25 protein-coding genes and 2 pseudogenes are annotated in these 25061 nt (G+C 67.7%); 23 read left to right on the forward strand and 4 right to left on the reverse strand.

The window, feature by feature from the left end; genetic code table 11:
- Positions 1–70: 70 nt before the first annotated feature.
- Positions 71–379, reverse strand: a complete 309-nt coding sequence (locus tag J0F76_RS21385; protein ID WP_207470751.1) for a transposase family protein — start codon at positions 377–379, stop codon at positions 71–73.
- A gap of 120 nt (positions 380–499) precedes the next feature.
- Positions 500–1873 carry a hypothetical protein gene (locus tag J0F76_RS15205; protein ID WP_207470753.1) on the reverse strand — a complete coding sequence of 458 codons (1374 nt, stop codon included), beginning with the start codon at positions 1871–1873 and terminating at the stop codon, positions 500–502.
- 268 nt (positions 1874–2141) lie between these two features.
- Between J0F76_RS15205 and J0F76_RS15210 the strand changes: the two genes are divergently transcribed.
- The 18 genes and pseudogenes from J0F76_RS15210 to J0F76_RS15295 all read left to right on the forward strand — a co-directional run bounded on the left by J0F76_RS15210 (position 2142) and on the right by J0F76_RS15295 (position 18446).
- On the forward strand, positions 2142–3194 hold the full coding sequence (locus J0F76_RS15210; protein ID WP_126155191.1) for a C4-dicarboxylate TRAP transporter substrate-binding protein: 1053 nt from the start codon (positions 2142–2144) through the stop codon (positions 3192–3194).
- Positions 3195–3305: 111 nt separating this feature from the next.
- Positions 3306–3818 (forward strand): TRAP transporter small permease, encoded by a 513-nt coding sequence (locus J0F76_RS15215; RefSeq protein WP_207470755.1) that lies wholly within the window; start codon positions 3306–3308, stop codon positions 3816–3818.
- A 1-nt stretch (position 3819) separates the two neighbouring features.
- Positions 3820–5157, forward strand: coding sequence for a TRAP transporter large permease (locus J0F76_RS15220; RefSeq protein ID WP_126155193.1), 1338 nt, complete (start codon positions 3820–3822; stop codon positions 5155–5157).
- Between the two features lie 7 nt (positions 5158–5164).
- Complete coding sequence (locus tag J0F76_RS15225; protein ID WP_207470758.1) at positions 5165–5962, forward strand: IclR family transcriptional regulator; 798 nt, start codon at positions 5165–5167, stop codon at positions 5960–5962.
- Between the two features lie 2 nt (positions 5963–5964).
- Complete coding sequence (locus J0F76_RS15230) at positions 5965–8079, forward strand: 3-hydroxyacyl-CoA dehydrogenase NAD-binding domain-containing protein (RefSeq protein ID WP_207470759.1); 2115 nt, start codon at positions 5965–5967, stop codon at positions 8077–8079.
- Complete coding sequence (locus tag J0F76_RS15235; RefSeq protein WP_126155196.1) at positions 8076–9251, forward strand: acetyl-CoA C-acyltransferase; 1176 nt, start codon at positions 8076–8078, stop codon at positions 9249–9251. The genes J0F76_RS15230 and J0F76_RS15235 overlap by 4 nt, the downstream gene beginning before the upstream one ends.
- Before the next feature lie 12 nt (positions 9252–9263).
- On the forward strand, positions 9264–10460 hold the full coding sequence (locus tag J0F76_RS15240) for an acyl-CoA dehydrogenase family protein (protein ID WP_126155197.1): 1197 nt from the start codon (positions 9264–9266) through the stop codon (positions 10458–10460).
- Between the two features lie 14 nt (positions 10461–10474).
- Positions 10475–11473, forward strand: a complete 999-nt coding sequence (locus tag J0F76_RS15245; RefSeq protein WP_126155198.1) for an acyl-CoA dehydrogenase family protein — start codon at positions 10475–10477, stop codon at positions 11471–11473.
- Positions 11470–11898: a PaaI family thioesterase gene (locus J0F76_RS15250; protein WP_126155199.1), complete on the forward strand. Its 429-nt coding sequence runs from the start codon at positions 11470–11472 to the stop codon at positions 11896–11898. The genes J0F76_RS15245 and J0F76_RS15250 overlap by 4 nt, the downstream gene beginning before the upstream one ends.
- Positions 11898–12719 carry an oxepin-CoA hydrolase, alternative type gene (locus J0F76_RS15255; RefSeq protein WP_126155200.1) on the forward strand — a complete coding sequence of 274 codons (822 nt, stop codon included), beginning with the start codon at positions 11898–11900 and terminating at the stop codon, positions 12717–12719. Before J0F76_RS15250 ends, J0F76_RS15255 begins: the two co-directional genes overlap by 1 nt.
- Positions 12716–14233: a class I adenylate-forming enzyme family protein gene (locus J0F76_RS15260; RefSeq protein WP_126155201.1), complete on the forward strand. Its 1518-nt coding sequence runs from the start codon at positions 12716–12718 to the stop codon at positions 14231–14233. Before J0F76_RS15255 ends, J0F76_RS15260 begins: the two co-directional genes overlap by 4 nt.
- Before the next feature lie 214 nt (positions 14234–14447).
- Positions 14448–14744, forward strand: a complete 297-nt coding sequence (locus J0F76_RS15265) for a hypothetical protein (RefSeq protein WP_207470760.1) — start codon at positions 14448–14450, stop codon at positions 14742–14744.
- Between the two features lie 70 nt (positions 14745–14814).
- Positions 14815–15120: a BufA1 family periplasmic bufferin-type metallophore gene (locus J0F76_RS15270; RefSeq protein ID WP_126155202.1), complete on the forward strand. Its 306-nt coding sequence runs from the start codon at positions 14815–14817 to the stop codon at positions 15118–15120.
- A gap of 61 nt (positions 15121–15181) precedes the next feature.
- A pseudogene (gene bufB, locus J0F76_RS15275) lies at positions 15182–16024 on the forward strand (MNIO family bufferin maturase).
- The gene (locus J0F76_RS15280) at positions 16014–16748 is read left to right on the forward strand and encodes an HvfC/BufC N-terminal domain-containing protein (protein WP_126155204.1); all 735 of its coding nucleotides are present in this window, start codon (positions 16014–16016) and stop codon (positions 16746–16748) included. The pseudogene bufB and the gene J0F76_RS15280 overlap by 11 nt, the downstream one beginning before the upstream one ends.
- Positions 16745–17182, forward strand: coding sequence for a DoxX family protein (locus J0F76_RS15285; protein WP_126155205.1), 438 nt, complete (start codon positions 16745–16747; stop codon positions 17180–17182). Before J0F76_RS15280 ends, J0F76_RS15285 begins: the two co-directional genes overlap by 4 nt.
- Positions 17179–17808, forward strand: a complete 630-nt coding sequence (locus J0F76_RS15290) for a sigma factor (protein WP_242690238.1) — start codon at positions 17179–17181, stop codon at positions 17806–17808. The genes J0F76_RS15285 and J0F76_RS15290 overlap by 4 nt, the downstream gene beginning before the upstream one ends.
- A complete protein-coding gene (locus J0F76_RS15295) occupies positions 17805–18446 on the forward strand; it encodes a DUF1109 domain-containing protein (protein WP_207470761.1) in 642 nt (213 codons plus the stop codon). The genes J0F76_RS15290 and J0F76_RS15295 overlap by 4 nt, the downstream gene beginning before the upstream one ends.
- A 108-nt stretch (positions 18447–18554) precedes the next feature.
- Here the strand turns inward: J0F76_RS15295 and J0F76_RS15300 are convergent, their stop codons facing one another.
- Positions 18555–19496 carry a LysR family transcriptional regulator gene (locus J0F76_RS15300; protein WP_242690239.1) on the reverse strand — a complete coding sequence of 314 codons (942 nt, stop codon included), beginning with the start codon at positions 19494–19496 and terminating at the stop codon, positions 18555–18557.
- 55 nt (positions 19497–19551) lie between these two features.
- Here J0F76_RS15300 and J0F76_RS15305 point away from each other — a divergent pair, with 55 nt between their 5' ends.
- Genes J0F76_RS15305 through J0F76_RS15325 form a run of 5 tightly spaced genes read left to right on the forward strand, consistent with a single transcriptional unit; the run spans position 19552 to position 24474 of the window.
- A complete protein-coding gene (locus J0F76_RS15305; RefSeq protein ID WP_126155208.1) occupies positions 19552–20751 on the forward strand; it encodes an acyl-CoA dehydrogenase in 1200 nt (399 codons plus the stop codon).
- Positions 20744–21901, forward strand: a complete 1158-nt coding sequence (locus J0F76_RS15310; RefSeq protein ID WP_207470762.1) for a CaiB/BaiF CoA transferase family protein — start codon at positions 20744–20746, stop codon at positions 21899–21901. Before J0F76_RS15305 ends, J0F76_RS15310 begins: the two co-directional genes overlap by 8 nt.
- Positions 21898–22773 (forward strand): 3-hydroxybutyryl-CoA dehydrogenase, encoded by an 876-nt coding sequence (locus tag J0F76_RS15315; RefSeq protein ID WP_207470763.1) that lies wholly within the window; start codon positions 21898–21900, stop codon positions 22771–22773. The genes J0F76_RS15310 and J0F76_RS15315 overlap by 4 nt, the downstream gene beginning before the upstream one ends.
- Before the next feature lie 16 nt (positions 22774–22789).
- On the forward strand, positions 22790–23548 hold the full coding sequence (locus J0F76_RS15320; protein WP_126155211.1) for an electron transfer flavoprotein subunit beta/FixA family protein: 759 nt from the start codon (positions 22790–22792) through the stop codon (positions 23546–23548).
- Positions 23548–24474: an electron transfer flavoprotein subunit alpha/FixB family protein gene (locus J0F76_RS15325; RefSeq protein ID WP_207470764.1), complete on the forward strand. Its 927-nt coding sequence runs from the start codon at positions 23548–23550 to the stop codon at positions 24472–24474. Before J0F76_RS15320 ends, J0F76_RS15325 begins: the two co-directional genes overlap by 1 nt.
- Before the next feature lie 80 nt (positions 24475–24554).
- Here J0F76_RS15325 and J0F76_RS15330 read toward each other — a convergent pair.
- Positions 24555–24965, reverse strand: a pseudogene (locus J0F76_RS15330) (JAB domain-containing protein); the annotation flags it as partial.
- Positions 24966–25061 lie beyond the last annotated feature (96 nt).

Raw genomic sequence — 25061 nt, forward strand, 5'->3', positions numbered from 1 at the left:
CGCCAGGCAGCATAATCTCAACCTACAGAGCCAGAGCCCTCCAGAGCAAAATCAGGTCGCCTGTTCCAAATCATTCGACGACGGACAAAGGGGTCGCCACCGCCGCCTCGCGATCGGAGAACGTGCGGCGGCGGCAATCCGAGTTCAAACATCGCCATCGACAAACCCTGAGCTCGATCCAAACCGCTTGGCCCTGAGCAGGAAAATCCTCGATCCGCCGGCACCTCCAACCATGTCGCTGTCTTGAGGGCGTCCCGCACTCAGGGCAGGTGCCATTCGGAGCCAGTCTGCCAGATACGACCCATGCACCCGTCTCAGACTGGCGGACCTCACCAACCTCCACGTTGGCGGTTGGAGCCCAATGCTTCTTCGATACCACGGCCTGATCCCTTTAATCTGTGAAACTCGGTCAGACCGTGACACACAAATTGAGGATGACCCGATTTAAGGGCAACGCGACACCGCATCTTCGGCGCGCTCGGCCAGTCTGCGCCGTCCGCTACATGGCCCCCAGTTCCACGACGATTCCCATTCCGATGGTCCAGAGTGCCAGCGACGACAGGCAATAAAGCCCGTTCCACCGGATGCCGACGACCCACGGGGGGCGACCCACCAAGGCACCGGCGTAAACGACCGTCGTGATCAGCGGGGTAAAGCCCATGACGCAGCCCCAGGTGCCTGCCAGGCTGAGCGCGGCCGCGGCGTCGCTGAGCCCTGGCACGTCAAGCTGCGTGACCAGACTGCCCATGACCGACGCGGTGATGATGGGATTGATCCCCACGGCTGCCAGCAGGAACATCGACAGGTTGAGCAGCGCGATCATCTGCCAGGGCACATCGATCAGGGCGGCCACCGCCGCCTGGACCTGGGGAAGCGGCACCAGTTCCAGCACCAGGACGGACAGCAGCCCGGCCGAGGCGAAAACGCCGATCTCGGCCGCGGCCAGGGGAAAGCGCCCGACCGTTCCGGCGATGGTGCGCCGTGCCATGGCCATGGCACCCGCATCGCCGCGATGTCCCAGCCAGGATGCCCAGATCACGCTGTAGGCAGGGACCGCGATCAGAAGCGCCTGCTGGAACGGCAAGCCTGTGGCGGCATGCAGCCCGAACACCAGTCCCGCCACCAGACCCACATGCAGCGTCAGCAGGCCGACGCCGCCCCAGTCGCCCGTTCCTGTCCCTGGGCCTGGCCGCAGACCCGCGGGAACCGGCGGCGCCCCTGCCCAGTCCAGAAACCAGCCCCAGCCAAGAAACAGCACCGCCGCCGCCAGTCCCGCAGGGGCCACGTCGCCATAACGCAGATCCGGCATCGCTAGGAGCAGCCCGTTCATTCCAAGGCCGATGGGCGACCACAGCGGCGCAAGGGAAAAGCCCCGCAGCACCGCCGTGGTCATGCGGCGCAGCCGCCATTCGCGCAGCCCGGCGGGCAGATGGGCGCTTGTTTCGTCCAGCGACCGGCGGGTCATTTCCAGCAGGATCGCGATGCCGCCCAGGTTGATCAGGACGCCAAACACATGGCCGCCGAAATTCATCGCCAGATAGCGCCGTCCCGGCGGCCGCGTGGTCAGATACCGGCCGGCGCGCAAAACCTCGGGCGCGGCGGCGGCGACCACGCGAAGCGACCCCAGCAGGGCCAGCAGCGCGGCCAGATAGGCCATCCGTTCCAGTCCCCGGGACAGCGTTTCCAGATCGATGCCGCGCAGCAGGGCAAGAACCAGCAGGATCACGCAAAGGCCGACGGTGATCCAGGTGGCGACAGTGAACTGCCGCCATGACAGGGCCAGATACAGGGCAAGGGCGATGCCCGCGGCGATCCCCAGGGCAGGCGAGGTGATGACGATGCCCGCCAGCGATATCAAGACAACGATGATCATGCAGGCCTGCGCGACAAGACGCCGGCAGCGATCCGCCTTTGCAAGATCCGGCATCACCAGTCACGCAATCCCGGCAAACCGGACATGCCCGGATTCGTGCAGGAAAAGGCGCTTCCAAAAGTGCCAAGCTCATCAGAAAGTGCCATCATTGCATCGTTTCCCGCGCCAGAACCGGTCGCCTTTCATCACTTAGCTTGCTCAAAAACACAAGAGTGTTCCATTCTTCGGAACAATATGCCATCATGTGAAACAGGAGAGGAGAATCATTATGCGTTTTCTGACAGCAGGTTTGACGGTCGGCCTTGCGTTCGCGGCCACGGTGCCCGCCACTGCCATGACCCTGATCTATGGCGAAGCTGGTCCGAACCGGGGCGTCCGCGCCGAGGCGACCCAGTGGTTCGTGGACCAGGTTTCCGAACAGTCCAATGGTGAACTGACCATCGACGTGAACTGGGGCGGCGCCCTGTTTTCGGAAAAGGTCGCGGTCCAGTCGATCCGCGACGGGGTGGCCGACATGGGTTCGGTCATCGGCGTGTATTTTCCCCAGGACATGATCGCCTATGGCCTGGCCGACCTGCCGATCCCGAACCCCGATCCTTGGGTGGGCATGAAGGCAACCGACAAGCTGATGCGGGAAAACGAACAGATCCGGGAAAACCTGGCCGCCCAGAACCTGGTCTATATTGGCACCTACACGACGTCGGCCGTTCAGGTGGGCTGCAAGGGCAAGACCATCGAGACGCTTGACGACGTCAAGGGCCTGAAGATCCGCGGCGTCGGCGCCTATGGCAAGGTGTTCCACGACCTGGGCGCCACGCCCGTCGACATGTCCGTCTACGAGGCCTATCAGGGCTTGGAAACCGGGCTGATCGACTGCACCCAGACCTATCCCTATCTGGTCGAGGCGCTGAAGTTCGACGAGGTCTTCGACAGCTATACCGAGATCGACTTCGGCCAGATCGGCGCCCTGGGCATCATGATGAACAAGGACAGCTTCGACATGCTGCCGCCCGAACACCAGCAGGCCCTGCTGACCGCAGGCGAAGGCCTGGCGGACGAATTCGGGCGCATCCTGACCGACGCCAACCAGCGGTCGATCCAGATCCTGAAGGACAAGCAGATCCCGGTCCTGAAGATCTCGGACGAGGATCGCGCGCGTCTTGGCGAAATGGGCACGAAATACGTTGACGAATGGGTCGCGCGCGCCGATGCCGCAGGCCTGGACGGCCGGGCCCTGGTCGATGACTATACCGCACTGGTCGCGGAATTCACCACGCAGCGCGACGAACAGGGCTATCCCTGGGCAGCCGAGGCAAACTGACCGACCGATGCGGGGATGCGGCACGCTTGGCGTCCGCGTCCCCAATCTCCTGCCTGATCTGAACTTTCCCCAAGTCTGGACACGATGTGCCCCAACCCGGGAGGTGCGGCCATGAAGGCCATTGAACGCATCATGCTTGAATTTGCCGTCGTTTCGGCCTTGGCGCTGGCGCTGGTGATCACCGCCAACGTGCTTGGACGCCAGCTGTTTGGCTGGGGTGTGCCGGACATCGTGATCATCGTGCGCGAGCTGATGATCCCCACCATCGTCTTTCCGCTTGCCGCCGCGACGGCCAACCGCGCCCATATCGCCGTCACCTTCCTGACCGACCGCATGTCCCCACGCGCACGCGGCCGCCTGATCATCCTGGGCTGGTTCGTGGCGCTTCTGGCGATGCTGCCGCTGATCTATGCCAGCTGGCGCAACCTGTCGGGGTCGTGGGCGTCGGGCGAATTCTATGACGGGCTGCTGGGCATTCCCCGCTGGCCCATGAAGCTGGTCTTCCTGCTGGGCCTGATCGTCATGGTGATCCGCCTTGTGCTGGTCGCGCTGCACGACATCGCCGAACTGCGCCGGACCGGAACCGTCGCCGATGGCGGCCACAGCACCGAGGAGTCTGTCTGACATGGATGCTTCCACCATCGGGCTTGTGGCCTTCGGCCTGGTCATCGTCCTTCTGGCGCTGCGCGTGCCCATCGCCTTTGTGCTGGCGGGCGTGGCGACGGTCGGCACCTTCCTGATCTATGCCTTTCGCAGCGGCAGCTTCATGCCGGAACGCGCGCTCAACCCGACCTCGTCGATGGTGGTGAACAGCTTCTTCGAACTGATCCATTCCTATGACCTGTCGATGATCCCGCTGTTCGTGGCGCTGGGCAACATCGCCTATCACACCGGCATCACCACCCGCATTTATGACGCGGCCAATGTCTGGCTGCGCAGCGTGCCGGGCGGCGTCAGCGTCGCGTCGCTGATGGGCTGCGCCGGATTTTCGGCCATTTCCGGGTCGTCCATCGCCTGCGCCTCGACCATGGGCCGCATCTGCGTCCCCGAGATGCTGCGCCTGGGCTATGACCCCAAGCTGGCCACGGCCTCGGTCGCGGCGGGCGGCACGCTGGGGTCGCTGATCCCGCCGTCGGTGCTGTTCATCCTGTATGGCATCTTCACCGAAACCTCGATCAGCAAGCTGTTTCTGGCCGGCATCCTGCCGGGTCTGCTGACGCTTGCGGGCTATATCATCGTGGTGATCTGGTGGACCTCGCGCGATCCCAGCGCCGCGCCGGTCGATCCGACGCCCCTGCCCAAGGGCGCGCGCCTGAAGGCCGCGATTTCGGCCTGGCCCGCGATGATGCTGTTCGTGGTCATCATCGGCGGCATCTATGGCGGCATCTTCACCGCGACCGAGGCTGCGGCCATCAGCGTCGTCCTGACCATCCTGATCGGCTTTTTCGAACGCTCGCTGACGCTGCGGTCCATGTGGACGGCCATCCGCGAAAGCCTGGTCCAGACCTCGGCCATCTTCCTGATCGCGGCCTGCGCCAAGATCTTCGTGTCCTTTGTCGCGCTGACCGGGGCCGCCGGAATGGTGTCGCAATGGGTGGCCGATGCAGGCCTGTCGCCGCTGGTCCTGATGTTTGCGATCTGCGTGCTGTACCTGTTCCTGGGGATGTTCCTGGATCCGGTCGGCATCATCGTCCTGACGCTGCCGTTCGTGATCCCGATGGTGGACAACCTGGGGATGGACCTGATCTGGTTCGGGGTCATCGTGGTCAAGCTGCTGGAGATCGGGTTGATCACCCCGCCCGTCGGGCTGAACGTCTTCGTGATCGGCAACGTGACCGACCGCAGCATCAAGGTGGACACCATCTTCGCAGGTGTGACGCGGTTCCTGGCGATGGACATCGTGGTGCTGGCAATCCTGGTCCTGGTGCCTGCAATATCGCTTGTCATTCCCAACGGGCTGTGAGGCGCCGATGACCGACCTGCACGATCCCCGCTTTGCGACCACCCTGGCACGGGGGCTGTCGGTCCTGCGCGCGTTTCGCGTGACCGACGATGGTCTGAGCAACGCGGAAATCGCCCAGCGGACGGGCCTGCCCAAATCGACCGTGTCGCGGCTGACCTTCACGCTGGGGCAACTGGGCTATCTGGTCCAGTCCCCCCGCGACGACCGCTTCCGGCCGGGACCGACGCTGGTCGCGGTCGGCCATGTGGCCGCGGCTTCGCTGTCTTTCCTGGTGCCCGCGCATGACCTGATGCAGCGGCTGGCCGAGGAGACAGGGACGCTGGTGGTCCTGGCGGTGCGCGACGGCGACAAGATGGTCCTGATCCGGACCTGGCGGCCCATGCACGTCGCCTCGATCTGGCTCGAGGTCGGGCAGCGGATCCCGTTTCAACCGTTTTCGTCGCCGCGCGCCTTTGTCGCCGCCGCCACGCCCGAGGAGATCGACCGGATCGTGTCCGAATCCATCGCGGACCGCGACGCCATGGCCGACCTGCTGACCACACGCCCGCTGGTGCGGACCGAAATGATGCGCCAAGGCTTTGTGTCCACCCCGGCGGGCAGCGGGCCTGCCGCCTACAACGCGGTCTCGGTTCCGTTCCGCAGCGGCAATCTGGCTGAACCCGTGATCTTCACCTGCGGCGCCCTGCCGTCCGAGGCGTCGGTCGAATGCATGCAATCCGACGTCGGGCCCAGACTGGCCGCGGCGGTCCGCACCCTGGAACGACTGACCGGACAGGCCCCCGGCCTGATCCGCACCGAGGCATGACCATGACCGAACATTCCCCCGTCACCTATCGCTGCGAAGGCGGGATCGCCTTCATCGAAATCGACAATCCGCCCGTCAACGCCCTGTCGGCGGCGGTTCGCCGGGGATTGGCGGAGGCCATGGACCGGCTGGCCAATGACGCCGACGCGCAGGCAGCCGTTCTGTTCTGCGCGGGCCGCACCTTTATCGCCGGCGCCGACATTTCCGAATTCGGCAAGCCGCCCGTGGCCCCGTTCCTGCCCGAGGTGATCGCCGCAATCGAGGCGTCCGGCAAGCCGGTCGTGGCGGCCCTGCACGGCACGGTTCTGGGTGGCGGCCTGGAGGTTGCCCTGGGCGCCCATCACCGCGTCGCGGTTCCCGGCACCCGGATGGGCCTGCCCGAAGTGACCCTGGGCCTTTTGCCCGGGGCGGGGGGAACGCAGCGCCTGCCGCGCGCCGTGGGGGTAACGGACGCCATCGACCTGATCACGTCGGGCCGCCAGATCGGTGCCCAGCAGGCGCTTGACCTGGGGCTGATCGACGCGCTGGCCCAAGGCACCGATCCCCGCGCGGCGGGCGAGGCCGAGGCGCGTCGCCTTCTGGCCGAGGGGTCCGGTCCCCGGCGGCTGTCCGAAACGCCCGCCCCCGCCGTCGATCCCGACATGGTTCAGGCATGGCGCGCAAAGGTCGCGAAATCCGCGCGCGGTCAGGTGGCGCCCCTGCGCGCGCTGGACACGATAGTGGCCGGGTTGGACCTGTCTTTTGCAAAGGGCATGGCACAGGAACGCCAGGCCTTCATGGACCTGATGCAGACCCCTGAACGCGCTGCCCTGATCCACGCCTTTTTCGCCGAACGTCGGGCGGCGCAGCAGGATGATCCGGCCGGTGTCAAGGCCCGGCCGGTTGCGCGCATCGGCATCATCGGCGGCGGCACCATGGGTCAGGGGATCGCCGCATCCGCCCTGACAGCCGGGCTGGACGTGACCCTGGTGGAACGCGACGAGGCCGCAGCGGCCAAGGCCACAGGTGGCATCCGCGCCATGCTGGACGGCGCCGTCAAGCGCGGCAAGCTGGACCGCACGGCGGCCGACCGGATGCTGGACCAGGCCTTGCGCGCGGTCGCAGGCTATGACGCGCTGGCCAACGTCGATCTGGTGATCGAGGCGGTGTTCGAGAATCTGGACGTCAAGCAAGAGGTGTTTCGCACGCTTGACCGCGTCTGCCGCCCCGGCGCGGTGCTGGCGACCAACACGTCCTATCTGGACGTGAACCTGATCGCCGGGGCGACCACCCGGCCGCAGGACGTGATCGGGCTGCATTTCTTCTCGCCCGCCAACGTCATGCGCCTTTTGGAAATCGTGGTGGCGGACAAGACCGCCCCCGATGTCACGGCGACGGCCTTTGCCCTGGCCAAGAAGATGGGCAAGATCGGCGTGCGGTCCGGCGTCTGCGACGGCTTCATCGGCAACCGGATGCTGCTGGCCTATCGCACGGCGGCCGACCACGTGGTGCTGGACGGCGCCTCGCCTTATCAGGTTGACCGGGCTGTCGTGGACCTGGGCTTTTCCATGGGCCCGTATCAGGTGGGCGATCTGGCCGGTCTCGACATCGGCCATGCCACCCGCCAGCGCAAGGCGCCCACGCGCGATCCGCGCGAACGCGTTCCCGTCTTTGCCGACCGGCTGGTCGAATCCGGGCGGCTGGGGCGCAAGACCGGGCGCGGCTATTACATCTATGACGAAGGCAGCCCCCAGGGCCGCCCCGACCCCGACATGGACGACATGCTGTCAGGCATCCGGTCCGACCTGGGCATCACCCCGCGCCCGTTCGAGGCTGAGGAAATCCAGTCCCGCTACATGGCCGCCATGGTCAACGAGGGCGCGAAGATCCTCGACGAAGGCATCGCCGCGCGGGCGTCCGACATCGACGTGGTGCTGTTGCACGGCTACGGTTTTCCGCGCTGGAAGGGCGGGCCGATGCACTGGGCCGACGCGCAGGGGCTGGACCGGATCGCCGCCGACATCGCCCGTTATGCCGAAGATGATCCCTATTTCTGGCAGATCTCGCCGCTTCTGGCGCGTCTTGCGGCCGAGGGCGGGACACTTGCCGACGCGAACACCGGAAAGGACGCATCATGAAGGACGCCGTCATCGTCGCAACCGCCCGCACGGGCATCGGCAAGGCTGCGCGCGGCAGCCTGAACCTGACCCACGGCGCCACCATGGGCGGCCATGTCGCCGCCGCCGCCGTAAAACGCGCGGGCATCGACCCGGCGCTGATCGAGGACAGCATCTGGGGCTGCGGCTATCCCGAATACGTTACCGGCGGCAACATCGCCCGGCAGATCGTCATTCGCGCGGGCCTGCCCGTCAGCGTGGCGGGCACCACCGTCAACCGGTTCTGCGCATCCGGGCTGCAAGCCCTGGCGATGGCTGCGCACATGGTCCGGCTGGAAGGCGCCCGCGCAGTGCTGGCCGGCGGCGTCGAATCGATCAGCCTTGTCCAGCCGCCGCCCCGCCCTGCGCGCGAGGCCTGGATCGAGGCGCACAAGCCCGACCTGTATCTTCCGATGATCGACACCGCCGACAACGTCGCTGCCCGCTATGGCGTCAGCCGCGCGGCGCAGGACGAATACGCTCTGCGGTCCCAGCAGCGCATCGCCGCCGCGCAGCAGGCCGGGCTGTTCGCCGACGAGATCGTGCCGATGCAGGTCACGCGTGCGGTGATCGACAAGGCCAGCGGCGAAACCCGGCACGAGGATGTCACGCTGGACGCGGACGAATGCAACCGTCCCTCGACCACGCTGGACGGGCTGGCCTCGCTGAAGCCGGTGAAGGGAGAGGACAAGTTCGTCACCGCCGGAAACGCCTCGCAACTGTCGGATGGTGCGGCCGCGCTGGTCGTGATGGATGGCGATCTGGCCGCGCAGGAAGGCCTGACCCCGTTGGGGGCCTTTCGCGGCTTTGCCGTCGCCGGCTGCGAGCCCGATGAAATGGGCATCGGCCCGGTCTTTGCCGTGCCGCGCCTGCTGGAGCGCGCGGGCCTGACGGTCGGCGATATCGACCTGTGGGAGTTGAACGAGGCCTTCGCCAGCCAGGCGCTGTATTGCCGCGACCGGCTGGGCATCGACCCCGAAAGATACAACGTCAACGGCGGCTCCATTGCGATCGGCCACCCCTTCGGCATGACCGGGGCGCGGACGGCGGGGCATCTGCTGCTGGAAGGGCGCAGGCGCGGCGCGAAATGGGGCGTGGTCACCATGTGCATCGGCGGTGGCCAGGGCGCCGCCGGCCTGATCGAGATTTTCTGAGGGAGACGCGACATGGACATGAGCTTTTCACCTGAAGACCAGGCCTTCCGCGCCGAGGTCCGCCAGTTCCTGAAGGACCGCCTGCCCCAGCGGCTGTCCGAAAAGGTCCGCCTGTTCCAGGAACTGACCAAGGCCGAGATCGAGGAATGGCACGCCGTCCTGAACGAAAAGGGCTGGCTGGCCGGCAACTGGCCGCGTGACTTCGGCGGCGCGGGCTGGACCGCGATCCAGCGCCACATCTTCGAGGAGGAAAGCGCCCTGGCCCATGCGCCGCGCATCCTGCCCTTCGGCATCGCGATGCTGGGGCCGGTGTTGCAGAAGTTCGGCAGCAAGGAGCAGCAGGACCGGTTCCTGCCGCGCATCCTGGACGGCCAGGACTGGTGGTGCCAGGGCTATTCCGAACCGGGTTCGGGGTCCGACCTGGCCTCGGTCAAGACCACGGCGGTGCGCGACGGAGATCATTACGTGGTCAACGGCCAAAAGACCTGGACCACGCTGGGCCAGCACGCCAACTGGATCTTCTGCCTGGTGCGGACCGATCCCACCGCCAAGGCGCAGGAGGGCATCAGCTTCCTGCTGGTCGATCTGACCGCGCCGGGCATCACCGTGCGGCCCATCGTTCTTCTGGACGGCAACCCCGAGGTGAACGAGGTCTTTTTCGACGACGTGCGCGTCCCGGCCGAAAACCTGGTGGGCGAGGAGAACAAGGGCTGGACCTATGCCAAGTATCTGCTGACGCATGAGCGCACCAACATCGCGGGCGTGGGCTTTGCCACGGCGGGGCTTGCCGCGCTGAAGCGCATCGCGCGCGGCCAGATGTCGGGCGGCAAGCCGCTGTCGCAGAACCCGCTGTTCGCGGCCCAGGTCGCGCGGGTGGAAATCGACCTGATGGCGATGGCCACGACCAACCTGCGGCTGCTGGCCCAGGCGGCGGCGGGGCAGGCACCGGGGGCCGAAAGCTCGATGCTGAAGCTGAAGGGCACGCAGATCCGGCAGGCCATCAACGATCTGACGCGCCGTGCCGTCGGTCCCTGGGCGCTGGCCTTTCCGTCCGAGGCGCTGGAGGGTGCGAACGACGACCTGCCGCCCGGCCCGCCCGAGGCTGCGGGCGCCACGCGCGCCTATCTGAACAACCGCAAGCTGTCGATTTATGGCGGCTCGAACGAAATCCAGCGGGGGATCATCGCGAAATCCCTGCTGGGCCTCTGAAGGGGGACCGCCTGATGAACTTTGGTTTCACCGAAGAACAGACCATGCTGGGCGACAGCCTGGCCCGGACGCTGGAGCGCGGGACGGACGCCAGCGCCTTGTTCGAGCTGGGCGCAGGCGCCGCGCTGATGACCGAGGAGGCCGGCGGCTTCGGCGGCACCGGGGCGGACATCCTGATGGTGTTCCGCACCCTGGGACGCGCTGGCGCGGTCACGCCGCTGCTGGACAGTGTGGTGCTGGGCGCGGGCATCCTGTCGGCTGCGGGCGAAAGTGATCTGGCCGAGGCCGCCGCCAGCGGCGAGGCCCGTGTCGCGGTCGCGCTGGACGAACCCGGCCAGCGGTACGAGGGCACGGTCGCCACGACCGCCGCCGCCGGCAAGCTGACCGGCGAGAAATCGGTGATCCATGGCGCCGAGGACGCGACGCATCTGATCGTGCGGGCGACGGACGGCCTTTATCTGGTCGAGGCCGGGGCCGAGGGGCTGAGCCTGCGCGGCTATGCCCTGATGGACGGCGGCCGCGCGGCCGAGGTGACGCTGAAGGACGTGCCCGCCCGCCGCCTGGGCGATGCGGACCTGCTGGACCGCCCGCTGGCCGCCGCGATCCTGGCGCTGTGCGCCGATGCCCTGGGGGTGATGGAAAAGGCGGTCGATCTGACGACCGACTATCTCAAGACCCGCAAGCAGTTCGGGCGTCCCATCGGATCGTTCCAAGCCATCCAGCACCGCATGGCGGACCTGCTGACCGAAGTCGAGCAGGCCCGGTCCGCCGTCTGGAACCTGGCGGGCCATCTGGACAGCGCCGACCGTGACCGTCACGTCGCCGCGACCAAGTCGCTGGTGGGCCGCATCGCGCGCCTGGTGGCCGAGGAAACCATCCAGCTGCACGGCGGTATCGGCATGACCGAGGAATACGAACTGGCCCCCATGGCCCGCCGCCTGCTGGCCGCCGATGCGCGGTTTGGCGACAGCGATCACCATCTGGAACGCTTCATCGCGGCCAGCGCGGCATGACGGACTCGCCCGCCCTGATCGTGGATGAAACCGGCACGCAGCGGCTGGTCGGCTATACGCTGGACGTGGGCCAGCCGGACCGGCAGGCCCGCTGCCGCCTGCTGGTGGACGACCGGCACACCAACCGCCACGGCGTGCTGCATGGCGGGATCGCCGCGATGCTTCTGGACAGCGCCTGCGGGGCCACGGCCAGCCTGACGGTGGACGACAGCGGTCGGCGGCCGTTCCTGACCATCTCGCTCACCGTGGATTTCGTGGGCGCGGGCCGCCCGGGCGGCGTTACGGCAACCGGCCGCGTGGTTGGCGGAGGACGCAGCCTGCTGTTCGTGGCCGGTGACTTGGTCCACGACGACGGCACCCTGATCGCCACGGCCAGCGGCGTGTTCAAGCGGGTTCCCGGCGGCACCGGGGCGGAGAACGGCTGATGACCGAAACCACCGCCCGGATTCTTGTCGAGGATCGCGGCGATCACCTGCTGGTGACGTTGAACAATCCCGCCCGTCGCAACGCCCTGGACCCGGCGATGCACTCCATTCTGCGCAATGCTCTGGATCAGGCTGCGGCCGAGGATCGGCTGGGCGCGGTGGTGCTCACCGGGGCGGGCGGCTATTTCTGCGCGGGGGGCGATCTGAACGCCCTGGCGCAGCGGGCCGCCCTGACACGCGATGAACGCCGCGCGCGGATCGACGACCTGCACACGACCATTCGGGCGATCCGCGCCTGCCCCCGCCCGGTGATCGCTGCTGTCGAAGGCGGCGCGGCGGGTGCGGGCCTGTCCATCGCGCTGGCCTGCGACCTGCTGGTCGCGGCCGAGGACGCGAGTTTTGCCGCCGCCTATGTCCGCGTCGGCCTGGTGCCGGACGGGGGGCTGACGGCATCGCTGGCGCGGCGCGTTCCGGCGTCCCTGGCGGCCCGGATGTGCCTGACAGGCGACCCGGTCACCGCGCCGGCCCTGGCCGTCATGGGGGTGGTGACGGATCTGTGCCCCCCGCGCCAGGCCGTCGCCCGCGCCGCGGATCTGGCCGCACGGCTGGCCCAGGGACCGGCGGGGGCGCAGGCCGCCATCAAGCGCCTGCTGGCCGACGCCGGCCAGACCGGCTTTGACGACCAGCTTGACCGCGAACGCGATGCGATGGCCGACGCCCTGGCCTCGCCCGAGGCTGCCGCAGGCCTGCGGGCCCGTCTGGACCGCAGGGGTCCCGATTTCGGACGGGGCCTGCCCAGGAAAAAGGAAACCGACCGATGACGACGCGAATCCATCATCTTCTGGACGCGCGCCGGGCGTCCCCCAGGGACCTGGCGCTGATCGATCACGACGGCACTCGTCATGACTATGGGCAATTCTGCGACGCGGTGGAACGCATGGCCGACGATCTGGCCGCGCGGGGCCTGGGGCCGGGCGACCGTCTCCTGATCGTGGCCGAGAACTGCGCGGCCCTGCCCGCGCTGATCATTGCAGCGTCCCGCCTGGATGCGATCGCGGTTCCGGTCAATGCCCGCATGACCGAACACGAACTGCGCCGCATCGCCGCCCATACCCAGGCCCGGCTGACGGTCTTTCTGTCCGGCGCCTCGCCCCAGGCGGGCGGCCACGCAGCGGCGGCGGGGGCCACGCCCTGGGCGACCCCGCTGGGCACCGTCCAGATCGCTGTTCCGGATCCCGACGCCACCCCCGAGCCGGTGATACCGGGGGCCGATCAGGTGGCGGTGATCCTGTATACGACGGGTTCGACCGGCACGCCCAAGGGCGTGATGCTCAGCCACGGCAACCTGATTTTCGGGGGCGGCACGTCGGCGCGGATGCGCGGCATGACCCGGGACGACCTGATCCTGGGCGTGCTGCCGATCACCCATGTCTTCGGCCTGACCTCGATGACCATCGCGGCGCTTGTCGCGGGCGCAGGGCTGCGGCTTTTTTCGCGCTTTTCAGCCGCGGTGGTTCTGGACGGGTTGCAGGCCGGGGCCAGCGTCCTGCCCGCCGTGCCCCAGATGCACGCCCTGATCATGGAGGAAGCCGCAGCCCGCGGCATCGACCGCCTGCCGCCGGGACGGCTGCGCTATGTCTCCTCGGGGGCGGCGCCGCTGGATCCGGACTGGAAGCGGCGGGCCGAGGCCTTCTACGGCGTCGCGCTGCAGAACGGCTATGGCCTGACGGAAACCACGGCCGGCGTCACGCTGACCACCAACCCGCCGGGCGTGCCGGATGTCAGCGTCGGCCCCGCCCTGCCGGGGGTGGAATTGCGCCTGCGCAATGTCGGCCCCGACGGCGTGGGCGAGATCCTGACCCGCGGACCCCATGTGATGCCCGGATATTTCCGCAACCCCGAGGCCACTGCGGCGGCCTTCGATGCCGACGGGTTTCTGTGTACCGGTGATCTGGGCCGGCTGGACGAGGCCGGAAACCTGCACGTCGCCGGACGCGTGCGCGAATTGATCATCCGCGGCGGCTTCAACGTCTATCCGCCCGAGGTGGAAGCTGCCCTGAACGACCACCCCCGCGTGATCCAGACCGCCGTGATCGGGCGCAGGATCGAGGGCGGCAACGAGGAGGTTCTGGCCTTTTGCCAGACCGACGACCCGGCCAGCCTGACCGAAGCCGATCTGCGCCTGCATGTGGCCGAACGGCTTTCGGCCTACAAGCGTCCGGCGCGCATCATCGTCACCACCGCGCTGCCGACCTCCCCCAATGGCAAGATCCTCAAGCAGCAGTTGATCGAGACGTTCCGGCACGCCCTGGAACGGAAAGAGGACCAGGGATGACCGGCACCGCACTGCGTGTTGTGTCGGCTGTCGGTGCGTCGCTGAAGACCTTCGGCCATCCGCCGAAGGCAAGGTTCGCGACAAGGATCAGGAATATCCGCCCGTAAAAGCGGCTGTCCGTGACAAGGCGGGATCCCTGAAAACGACAAACGCCCTGTCAGAAACCAAAGGGCGCGCGAAGACAATGTCGAGAAGGGTCGATCCCCCTGGCGGCGTGACATGGACCCGGCATCACGGCGCGTATCACCTGCTGACCGGAAAGAACTGCCGCGACCCGATCGGTGGTTTCAGGCTGTCGGTCAATTCCGGTGTCCTGCGCCATGGCAGCACGCAATGGACCTGTGCAGAGATGCCGGAAGGGCGGAAGGGCAGCGTTCAACAGACAGCCACGAAGCTTGTGATCGTTCCAGTCATGGCTTTTGCGCCAACAGCCGCTGTTCCAGGCCTGTCAAGGCCTGTGGTCGCACCGCCGGACAGGCATGGCGCGAAAGAAGTTCTGGGCGCGTTGTAACATCCTGGCCCCTTCTGCCGATCTGTCTTCTGGAAGGCGTGCAAGCCTTCTCAGACAGGGAGAAACACTGATGACCGCAACGATGTCCCGCCTGGCCCTTGGCGCATCGCTGGCCTGCGCGCTTGGCGCGATGGCCGCAACGCCCATTCAGGCGCAGGAAATGGAAAAATGCTATGGCGTGGCCCAAGCCGGGCAAAACGATTGCGCGGCGGGGCCGGGCACGACCTGCGCTGGCACTTCGACCACCGATTACCAGGGCAATGCCTGGAAGCTGGTCCCGGCGGGCACCTGTCTGTCGATGGAACTGCCCCCCGCCAGCGACGGCACCGCGCGCAAAGCCTCGCTGGAGCCGCTGACCCGCGACGTTCCCGCATGATCCGACAGGGCGCGGTCCCGCGACCGCGCCCTTCCATTGCGCCCGGCACCAGGAGGATGCCATGACCCGACTGCCCCCCCGCGCCGGTGTCGGCTTCAAGCCCCAGCACCTTGCCGATATCCGCCGCGATCCGCACCCGCCCGCCTTTTTCGAGGTCCATGCCGAAAACTACATGGGCGCGGGCGGGCTGCCCCATGCGCAACTGGCGGCGCTGCGGGCCGATCACGCCCTGTCCGTCCATGGGGGTCGGGCTGTCGATCGGCGGTGCAGGCAGGCTGGACGCCGGCCACCTGGCGCGGCTGCGGGCCCTGTGCGACCGCTATGAGCCTGAAAGTTTTTCCGAACATCTGGCCTGGTCCAGCCACGGCGCGGAGTACCTGAACGACCTGCTGCCCTTGCCCTATACGTCCGGCACGCTGGCCGCCGTCTGCGATCATGTGGATCAGGTCCAGCAGGTGCTGGGCCGCCGGATGCTGCTGGAAAACCCCGCGACCTATGTGCTGTTCGCGCAGTCCGACATCCCCGAAACCGAATTCCTGGCGCAGATCGCCGCCCGCACCGGCTGCGGGCTTTTGCTGGACATCAACAACGTCTTCGTGTCCTGCACCAACCACCGCCGTGATCCGCGCGCCTATCTGGCCGATTTCCCGATGGACGGCGTGGGAGAGATCCACCTGGGCGGGCACGCGGCCGAGGATCTGCCTTCGGGACCGTTGCTGATCGACAGCCATGGGGCGGTGGTGGCCGATCCGGTCTGGACGCTTTACGGGCAGGTGATCGACCGCATCGGCCCTGTCCCCACGCTGGTCGATGGGACAACGACCTGCCTCCCTGGCCGGTCCTGGCCGCCGAGGCCGCGCGCGCCGATGCCCTCCTGACACGGGTGGCCCGTCATGCCGCCTGATGGCCAGTCCGCGTTCCGCAGCGCCCTGCGCGACGGCACCCTGCCGCCCGGCGTCACCGCCGCCCACCCGGCCGAGACCGCGCGCCGCTTTGCCGTTTATCGCAACAACGTGGCCGTCAGCCTGGGCCAGGCGCTTGGGCGGCGCTTTCCGGTGATCCAGCGGCTGGTGGGGGACGAATTCTTTGCCGCCCTGGCTCGCGCCTATCTGGCGGCCGATCCGCCGCGCAGCCCGGTCCTGATGGAATGGGGCGCGGGGTTCGCGGGCTTTCTGGCGGGCTTTCGGCCGCTGGCGGGATGGCCGTTCATGGCCGATGTGGCGCGGATCGAATGGGCGCGGGGACTGGCCTTTCATGCCGCCGACGCCGCCCCCCTGGACCCTGCCATCCTGGCCGCAGCCGATCCTGAAACCCTGCGGCTGGCCCTGCACCCTTCAGTCACGGTGCTGCGGCTGGACCATCCGGCGGTGACGATCTGGGCGCAGAACCAGCCGGGCGCCGCCCCCGGACCGCTGCCGTCCGGCCCCCAGATCGCGCTGATCCTGCGTGATCCGTCCTTCGCCATCCCGGTCGAGGCGATCACGCCCGCCGATGCCGTGCTGATCGAGGCGCTGCAATCCGGCGCGACCCTGGCCGGCGCCGCCGCCCTTGATCCCGATCACGATCCCGCCCCCCGCCTGATCGCGCTGATGCGACAGGGCGCCTTCATCAAGGCGCGCACCCGATGATCGCCCGGCTGAACGCCCTGCCTGCCCGCATCCCCGCCGATCTGGTGGCCCTGTCGCTGCGGGTCTTTCCCGCCCTTGTCTTCTGGCAATCGGGCCGCACCAAGGTCGAGGGGCTGTCGATCACGGATTCCACCTGGTTCCTGTTCGAACACGAATACGCCTTGCCGCTGATTCCGTCCGCCTGGGCGGCCGTGCTGGCCACGCTGGCGGAACACGCGCTGCCGGTGCTGATGATCCTGGGGTTGATGACGCGGCTGTCGGCCCTGGGTTTGCTGGCGATGACGGCGGTGATCCAGGTCTTTGTCTATCCTGGCGCCTGGCTGACCCATGGCCTGTGGGCGGCGGCCCTGCTGGCCCTGGCGGCCCACGGTCCGGGGCGGCTGTCGCTGGATCACCTGCTGGGACTGGATCGCGCCAGGGGCGGACGCCGATGATGCTGGCCGGAGATCCTGCCCAGGGCGGGCATTGCCCCGCCTCGCGGACCGGGGCTAGACTGGGGCATCGACGGACGGAGGCCGTGCTGGAAAAGGACCGCGTCTGGGACGATCTGATGCGCCGGGCCAACGGGGGCGACGGCGCGGCCTTTCTGCGCTTTCTGACCGAGGTGACGCCGCCCCTGCGCGGGCTGATCCGCACGCGGGGCCGCAGCCTGCCCCCCGACCTGCACGAGGACATCCTGCAAGAGGTTCTGCTGGCCATCCACCTGAAACGCGGCAGTTGGGATGCAACGGTGCCTGTCCGGGCCTGGCTTTACGCCGTGGCCCGGCACAAGGTGGTCGACGCCTTCCGCAAGCGCGGCCATCGCCTGCATCTGCCGATCGACGAGGTGGCCCAGATTCTGGCCGCCGAACCCGAACCCGCGCCCCTGGCCGCGCGCGACGCCGACCGGATGCTGGGACTGATCGACGCCCGGTCCGCCGCCCTGGTGCGCGCCGTCCGGCTGGAGGGACGAAGTCCCGAAGACGCGGGCGCCGGACTGGGCCTGACCGCAGGCGCCGCCCGCGTGGCGCTGCACCGGGCGATGCGGCGCCTGGCCCATCTGGCCGAGAGGGTGCGATGACCGACCCCCGATCCACCGACGACCTGATCCGCCGCCTGGCCGCCAGCCCCCCTCCGGCGCCCTTGTCGGCCCCCTTGGCGGCCGGGGCGATCCTGGGCGCGGCGGCCCTGTCGGCCGGGTTGTTCCTGCTGCTGGCCGGGCCGCGCGCCGGCCTGCTGTCCGCCCTGGACAATCCTGCGGTCCTGGCCAAGGTCGTTTTGCCCCTGGTTCTGGCGGTCGCTGCCCTGGTGCTGGCCCTGCGTTCGGCCCGGCCAGGCGCCGCTGTCCGGCCATGGGTGCTGGCGGTTCCCGTGGCGGCGGCCCTGGCGTTGTTTGCGGTGCGGCTGGTCCAGACCCCCCCGGCCCAGATCCTGCCAACCGCCCTGGGTAGCAGCGCCGTCGCTTGCCTGGCATCCATCACCGCGCTGTCGGCGCCGGCCATCATCCTGGGCCTGGCGCTGTTCCGGCGTGGCGCTGCCCTTCGTCCGGCGCTGACGGGCGCGCTGATCGGGCTTGCGGCCTCGGGCGGCGCGGCGGCAGGCTATGCGCTCCATTGCACCGAGGATTCGCCGCTGTTCTTCACCCTCTGGTACGGCCTGGCGATCCTGGCAGGCACAACCGCAGGTGCCGTCGCCGGAAGAAAACTGCTGCAGTGGTAAGGACAGGGAAAGGGGCATCGCCGATGTCTTGAAAGACGGCAGGACGCTTGGGCTTGGCCTTCATCATTCAAGCCTGCGACATCGCGGCAGACACGATCTTTGAAACGGTTATCGCGGGTCTTCAATTGTCGTGACCTCCTGGGCCAGCCAGTCGCGGAAATGGATCAACGGACGCGATTCGGCGCGCGTCCCCGGCCAGACCAGGTGGTATCCGCCTTGGCCTGGAACGGCCGTTTCAAGAACGGGCAGCAGGTGCCGTTCGGCAATTTCCTGGCGCGCGAGGTAGTCCGGCAAGAGCGCCAGCCCCACCCCGGAAATCGCTGCCTGGATCATCATGGAAAACTGGTCCATCACCATGCCCCCCGACGGCGCGGTCCCCGTGCCCTGGCCCCGGAACCAGTCGGCCCAGGCATCCGGGCGGGTCTGAAGATGCAGCAGGACCAGACCCGCAAGGTCGCCCGGATCGCGGATCGGATGGGTGGCCAGAAAGGCCGGGCTGGCGCAGGCGGTCAGGCTTTCATCGAACAGCTTCAGGCTGTGGGCATCCGGGGCGGCGTCATGGCGATAGATGATCGCCGCATCAAAGGGCTCGCTGTTAAAGGCGACGGGCTGAAAGCGGGTCGTCAGGTTGACCAGGATCCCCGGATGCCGGGCCATGAATCCGGGCAGGCGCGGGGCCAGCCAGCGGGTGCCGAAGGTCGGCAGCACCGCCAGGTCCAGGCTGCCGCCTTCGGGATTGGCGATCAGCGACATCCCGCCCCGCTGGATCAGGTCAAGCGCGGCGGAAATGTCCTGGTGATAGCGCGCGGCCCCGTCGGTGGGGACCAGGCGGCGGCGATGACGCACGAAAAGCTTCTGGCCCATCTGTTCTTCCAGCGTCTGGATCAGGCGGCTGACGGTGCTTTGCGCCAGGCCCAGTTCCTGCGCGGCCGCCGTCACCGATCCATGCCGCATCACCCCGTCGAACGCCAGAAGCAGGCTGAGGTTCGGCAAGTATCGTCTGATCCGCAAGACATTCATCCCATGCATGAACTCATGGAAATTTATCATTTTTGATGTTGCGCACAAATGGATATCCTTCTGGCAACAAATCAGGAGTTCCTTCATGTCCACCACATCCCCCAAGGGCGCTGCGTTCGACTGGTCTGACCCGTTTCTTCTGGACGACCAGTTGAGCGAGGAGGAGCGGATGATCCGCGACGCTGCTGCGGCGTTTGCGGCCGACCGGCTGGCGCCGCGCGTCACCGACGCCTACCTGAACGAGACGACCGACCCCGAGATCTTTCGCGAGATGGGGGCTGCGGGCCTGCTGGGGGTGACGGTGGATGACGCCTATGGCGGGGTAGGCGCGTCCTATGTGGCCTACGGCCTGGTGGCGCGGGAAATCGAGCGGGTTGATTCCGGCTATCGCTCGATGGCCTCGGTCCAGTCCTCGCTGGTGATGTTTCCCATCGAGGCCTATGGCAGCGAGGACCAGAAGCGGCGCTATCTGCCGAAGCTGGCCACGGGCGAATGGATCGGCTGCTTCGGGCTGACCGAACCGGATGCGGGGTCCGACCCGGCGGGGATGAAGACCCGCGCGAAGAAAACCGACGGCGGCTATGTGCTGAACGGCGCCAAGACCTGGATCTCGAACAGCCCGATCGCGGACGTGTTCGTGGTCTGGGCCAAATCGGACGCCCATGGCGGCAAGGTGCGCGGCTTCGTTCTGGAGAAAGGCACCAAGGGCCTGTCGGCGCCCAAGATCGAGGGCAAGCTGTCCCTGCGGGCCTCGATCACCGGCGAGATCGTGATGGAGGACGTGGAGGTGTCCGAGGACGCGCTGCTGCCGGGCATCGAGGGCATGGGCGGGCCGTTCGGCTGTCTCAACCGCGCGCGCTACGGCATTTCCTGGGGCGCGATGGGCGCGGCCGAGGATTGCTGGTTCCGCGCCCGCCGGTACGGGCTTGACCGCCATCAGTTCAACCGCCCCCTGGCCGCGACGCAGCTGTTCCAGAAGAAGCTGGCCGACATGCAGACCGAGATCGCGCTGGGGCTGCAGGCGTCCTTGCGCGTGGGCCGGCTGTTCGACGAAGGCCGCTTTGCGCCCGAAATGATCTCGATCGTCAAGCGCAACAACTGCGGCAAGGCGCTCGACATCGCGCGGATGGCCCGCGACATGCACGGCGGCAACGGCATCTCCAGCGAATACCACGTGATCCGCCACGCCCAGAACCTGGAAACCGTGAACACCTATGAAGGCACGCACGATGTCCACGCGCTGATCCTGGGCCGTGCGCAGACCGGGATCCAGGCCTTTGGCTGAACCGCCGCTGAAGGGGCTGCGCGTCGTCGAACTGGCGCGCATCCTGGCCGGGCCGTGGGTCGGCCAGACACTGGCCGACCTGGGGGCCGAGGTCATCAAGGTCGAATCGCCCGAGGGCGACGACACCCGCCGCTGGGGCCCGCCCTTCATCGACCGGCCCCGCGCGGACGGCACCACCGAACGGGTCGCGGCCTATTTCCACGCGGCCAACCGCGGCAAGACCTCAGTGGTGTGCGACTTCAACGACCCGGCCGACCTGGACCGGCTGCGCGGGCTGATCGACGGGGCCGACGTGGTGGTCGAGAACTTCAAGGCCGGCGGGCTGCGTCGCTTCGGGCTGGATTACGCCACGCTCTCGGTGCGCAATCCCCGGCTGGTCTATGCCTCGATCACCGGCTTTGGCCAGGACGGGCCGCGCGCGTCCCAGCCGGGCTACGACTTCCTGATCCAGGGCCTGTCCGGCATCATGGACCTGACCGGCGCCCCGACGGGCGAACCGCAAAAGGTCGGCGTGGCCTGGATCGACATCTTCACCGGGCTTTACGGGGTGATCGCGGTGCAGGCGGCGCTGGCGGAACGGACGCGGTCGGGGCAAGGCCAGCATCTGGACCTGTCGCTGATGGATTGCGGGGTGGCGGTGCTGGCCAACCAGGCCACCAACTTCCTGCTGGGCGGCACGGTGCCGCACCGGCTGGGCAACGCCCATCCCAACATCGTGCCCTATCAGCTGTTTCCGGCCTCCGACGGCCACCTGATCGTGGCCTGCGGCAATGACCGGCAGTTCGCCGCGCTGTGCCGGGTGCTGGATCTGGCCGATCTGCCGAGCCACCCCGATTACGCCACCAACCCCGCTCGCGTCGCGCATCGCGACCGGCTGGTGCCGATGCTGGCCGCCGCCACCGCGCGGCGCACCCGCGCCGATCTGATCGCCGGCCTGGAGGCCGCGGGCGTCCCCGCCGGTCCCGTCAACGACGTGGCCGAGGCGCTGTCCGACCCCCAGATCGCGGCGCGCGGCCTGCGCATCGCCCCCGAAGGCATCCCGGGCCTGCGCACCCCCATCCGCATGGGTCGCAGCCCCCTGACCCACGACCGCGCCGCGCCGGCCCTGGGGGACGGAAAGTGGACTTTCGGCGAGGATGCGGGGCCATGACGGTTCAGACGGTTGGGATCATTGGTGCGGGCCAGATGGGCAACGGGATCGCGCATGTCTTTGCCTTGGCTGGATACGACGTGCTGATGACCGACATCAGCCAGGAGGCCATGGACAAGGCGCTGGCGCTGATCGACCGCAACCTGGAACGCCAGGTCGGCCGGGGCAAGGTTGACCCGGACGCCAAGAAGGCCGCCATGGCCCGCATCCGCACCACGCTGCGGCTGGCCGACCTGGGCCAGACCGACCTGGTGATCGAGGCCGCGACCGAGCGCGAAACCGTCAAGCAGGCGATCTTCGAGGATCTGGTCCCGCACCTGAAGCCCCACACGATCCTGACCTCGAACACCTCGTCGATCTCGATCACGCGGCTGGCCTCGCGTACCGACCGGCCGGAAAAGTTCATGGGCTTCCACTTCATGAACCCGGTCCCGGTGATGCAGCTGGTCGAACTGATCCGCGGCATCGCCACCGACGAGCCGACCTACAAGACCCTGCACGCGGTGGTGGAGAAGCTGGGCAAGACCGCCGCCAGCGCCGAGGATTTCCCGGCCTTCATCGTCAACCGCATCCTGATGCCGATGATCAACGAGGCGGTGTATACGCTGTACGAGGGGGTGGGCAACGTGCGCTCCATCGACGAATCCATGAAGCTGGGCGCCAATCATCCGATGGGTCCGCTGGAACTGGCCGACTTCATCGGCCTGGACACCTGCCTGGCGATCATGAACGTGCTGCATGACGGGCTGGCCGACACAAAATACCGCCCCTGCCCGCTGCTGACCAAATATGTCGAGGCCGGCTGGCTGGGCCGCAAGACCGGACGCGGCTTCTACGACTATCGAGGCGAAACGCCCGTCCCGACACGGTAAAGAAAGGACCACATCCATGAGAATTCTGATCCCGATCAAGCGGGTTATTGACTACAACGTGAAGGCTCGTGTTCGTGCGGACGGGTCTGGGGTTGATCTGTCGAATGTGAAGATGTCGATGAACCCGTTTGACGAGATCGCGGTGGAGGAGGCGATCCGGTTGAAGGAGAAGGGCCAGGCCGAGGAGGTGGTGGTGGTCAGCGTCGGCGTGAAGCAGGCGGCCGAGACGCTGCGCACGGCCTTGGCGATGGGCGCGGACCGGGCGATCCTGGTGGTTGCGGCGGAGGACGTGCACCAGGACATCGAGCCCCTGGCGGTGGCCAAGATCCTCAAGGCGGTGGTCGATCAGGAACAGCCGCGCCTGGTGATCGCGGGCAAGCAGGCCATCGACAACGACATGAACGCCACCGGCCAGATGCTGGCGGCTCTCCTGGGCTGGGGGCAGGCGACGTTTGCCTCCAGGCTGGTGATCGAGGGCGATGCGGCCCGCGTCACGCGCGAGGTGGACGGGGGGCTGCAGACCATTGAGGTCAAGCTGCCGGCGATCGTGACGGCGGATTTGCGCCTGAACGAGCCGCGCTATGCCAGCCTTCCCAACATCATGAAGGCCAAGAAGAAGCCGCTGGAGGAGAAGACGGCGGCCGATTACGGCGTCGACGTGAGCCCGCGCCTGGAGGTGGTGACCACCCGCGAGCCGGAAGGCCGGCAGGCGGGCATCAAGGTGGGATCGGTCGACGAACTGGTCGGCAAACTCAAGGAAGCGGGGGTGATCTGATGGCGGTTCTTCTGTTGGGCGAAGTGACGGGCGGCGTTCTGAACCGGGACGCCACGGCCAAGGCGGTGGGCGCGGTGGCCGCGCTGGGCGAGGTGACGGTGCTGTGCGCGGGCGCCCATGCCAGGGACGCCGCAGCCGAGGCCGCGACCATCGCCGAGGTGGCGCGCGTGCTGGTGGCCGAGGACGCGCGCTACGGCCACCGCCTGGCCGAGCCGACGGCGGCGCTGCTGGCAAGCCTTGCGGGCGATTACGAGCACATCGCAGCCCCCGCCACCACCGACGCCAAGAACGTCATGCCGCGGGTGGCGGCGCTTCTGGACGTGATGGTGATCCCCGAGGTGTCGAAGGTGATCGACGCCGACACCTTCGAGCGTCCGGTTTATGCCGGCAACGCCATCCAGACGGTGAAATCGCGTGACGGCAAGAAGGTCATGACGATCCGCACCGCCAGCTTCGAGGCGGCGGGCACGGGCGGGGCCGCCGCTGTCGCGGATGCGGACCTCACCGCCGATCCGGGCCTGTCGTCGTGGCTGTCCGACGAGGTGGCGGCCTCCGACCGTCCGGAACTCACCTCGGCGGGCCGGGTGGTGTCTGGCGGGCGCGGCGTGGGCTCCAAGGAGCAGTTCGCGCTGATCGAGGCGCTGGCCGACAAGCTGGGCGCGGCGGTGGGCGCGTCCCGCGCCGCGGTGGACAGCGGCTATGCCCCGAACGACTGGCAGGTGGGCCAGACCGGCAAGGTGGTGGCCCCCGCGCTTTACGTGGCGGTGGGCATCTCGGGCGCCATCCAGCACCTGGCCGGCATGAAGGACAGCAAGGTCATCGTCGCCATCAACAAGGACGAGGAAGCCCCCATCTTCCAGATCGCAGACTACGGTCTGGTCGGAGACCTGTTCCAGGTGCTGCCAGAACTGACAGCGAAGGTGTAGGGGGGTTCAGAACGCCGCACCTGCAACCTTCGGGCGTTGCCCACTGTGGCGGCACGGTCATCGTGCCGTCACGGCAGCCCTTACAACAGGCCCGTCGCGCGAAAGGACACTTCGCAGGTCTTGCCCACGACGATGTGGTCGTGGACGGTGACGTCGATGGCCTCGCAGGCGGCCATCACCCGGGCGGTCATGGTGATGTCCTCTCGCGAGGGGGTCGGATCGCCCGAAGGGTGGTTGTGGACCAGGATCACCGCGCTGGCGTTCAGCTCCAGCGCGCGCTTGGCCACCTCGCGCGGATAGACGGGAACATGGCCCACCGTGCCGCTGCCCAGGGCTTCGTCCGCGATCACGGTGTTCTTGCGATCCAGAAACAGCACGCGGAACTGCTCGATCTCGCGATGGGCCATGACCGTGCGGCAATAGGCGATCAGCGCGTCCCAAGACGCCAGGACCTCGCGTTGCAGCACCCTGGCCTGGGCCATCCTTTGGGCAAAGCCGTTGTCGCGTTGCCCTTAAATCGGGTCATCCTCAATTTGTGTGTCACGGTCTGACCGAGTTTCACAGATTAAAGGGATCAGGCCGTGGTA

Source organism: Paracoccus fontiphilus, assembly GCF_017356265.1.
Taxonomy (GTDB): Bacteria; Pseudomonadota; Alphaproteobacteria; order Rhodobacterales; family Rhodobacteraceae; genus Paracoccus; species Paracoccus fontiphilus.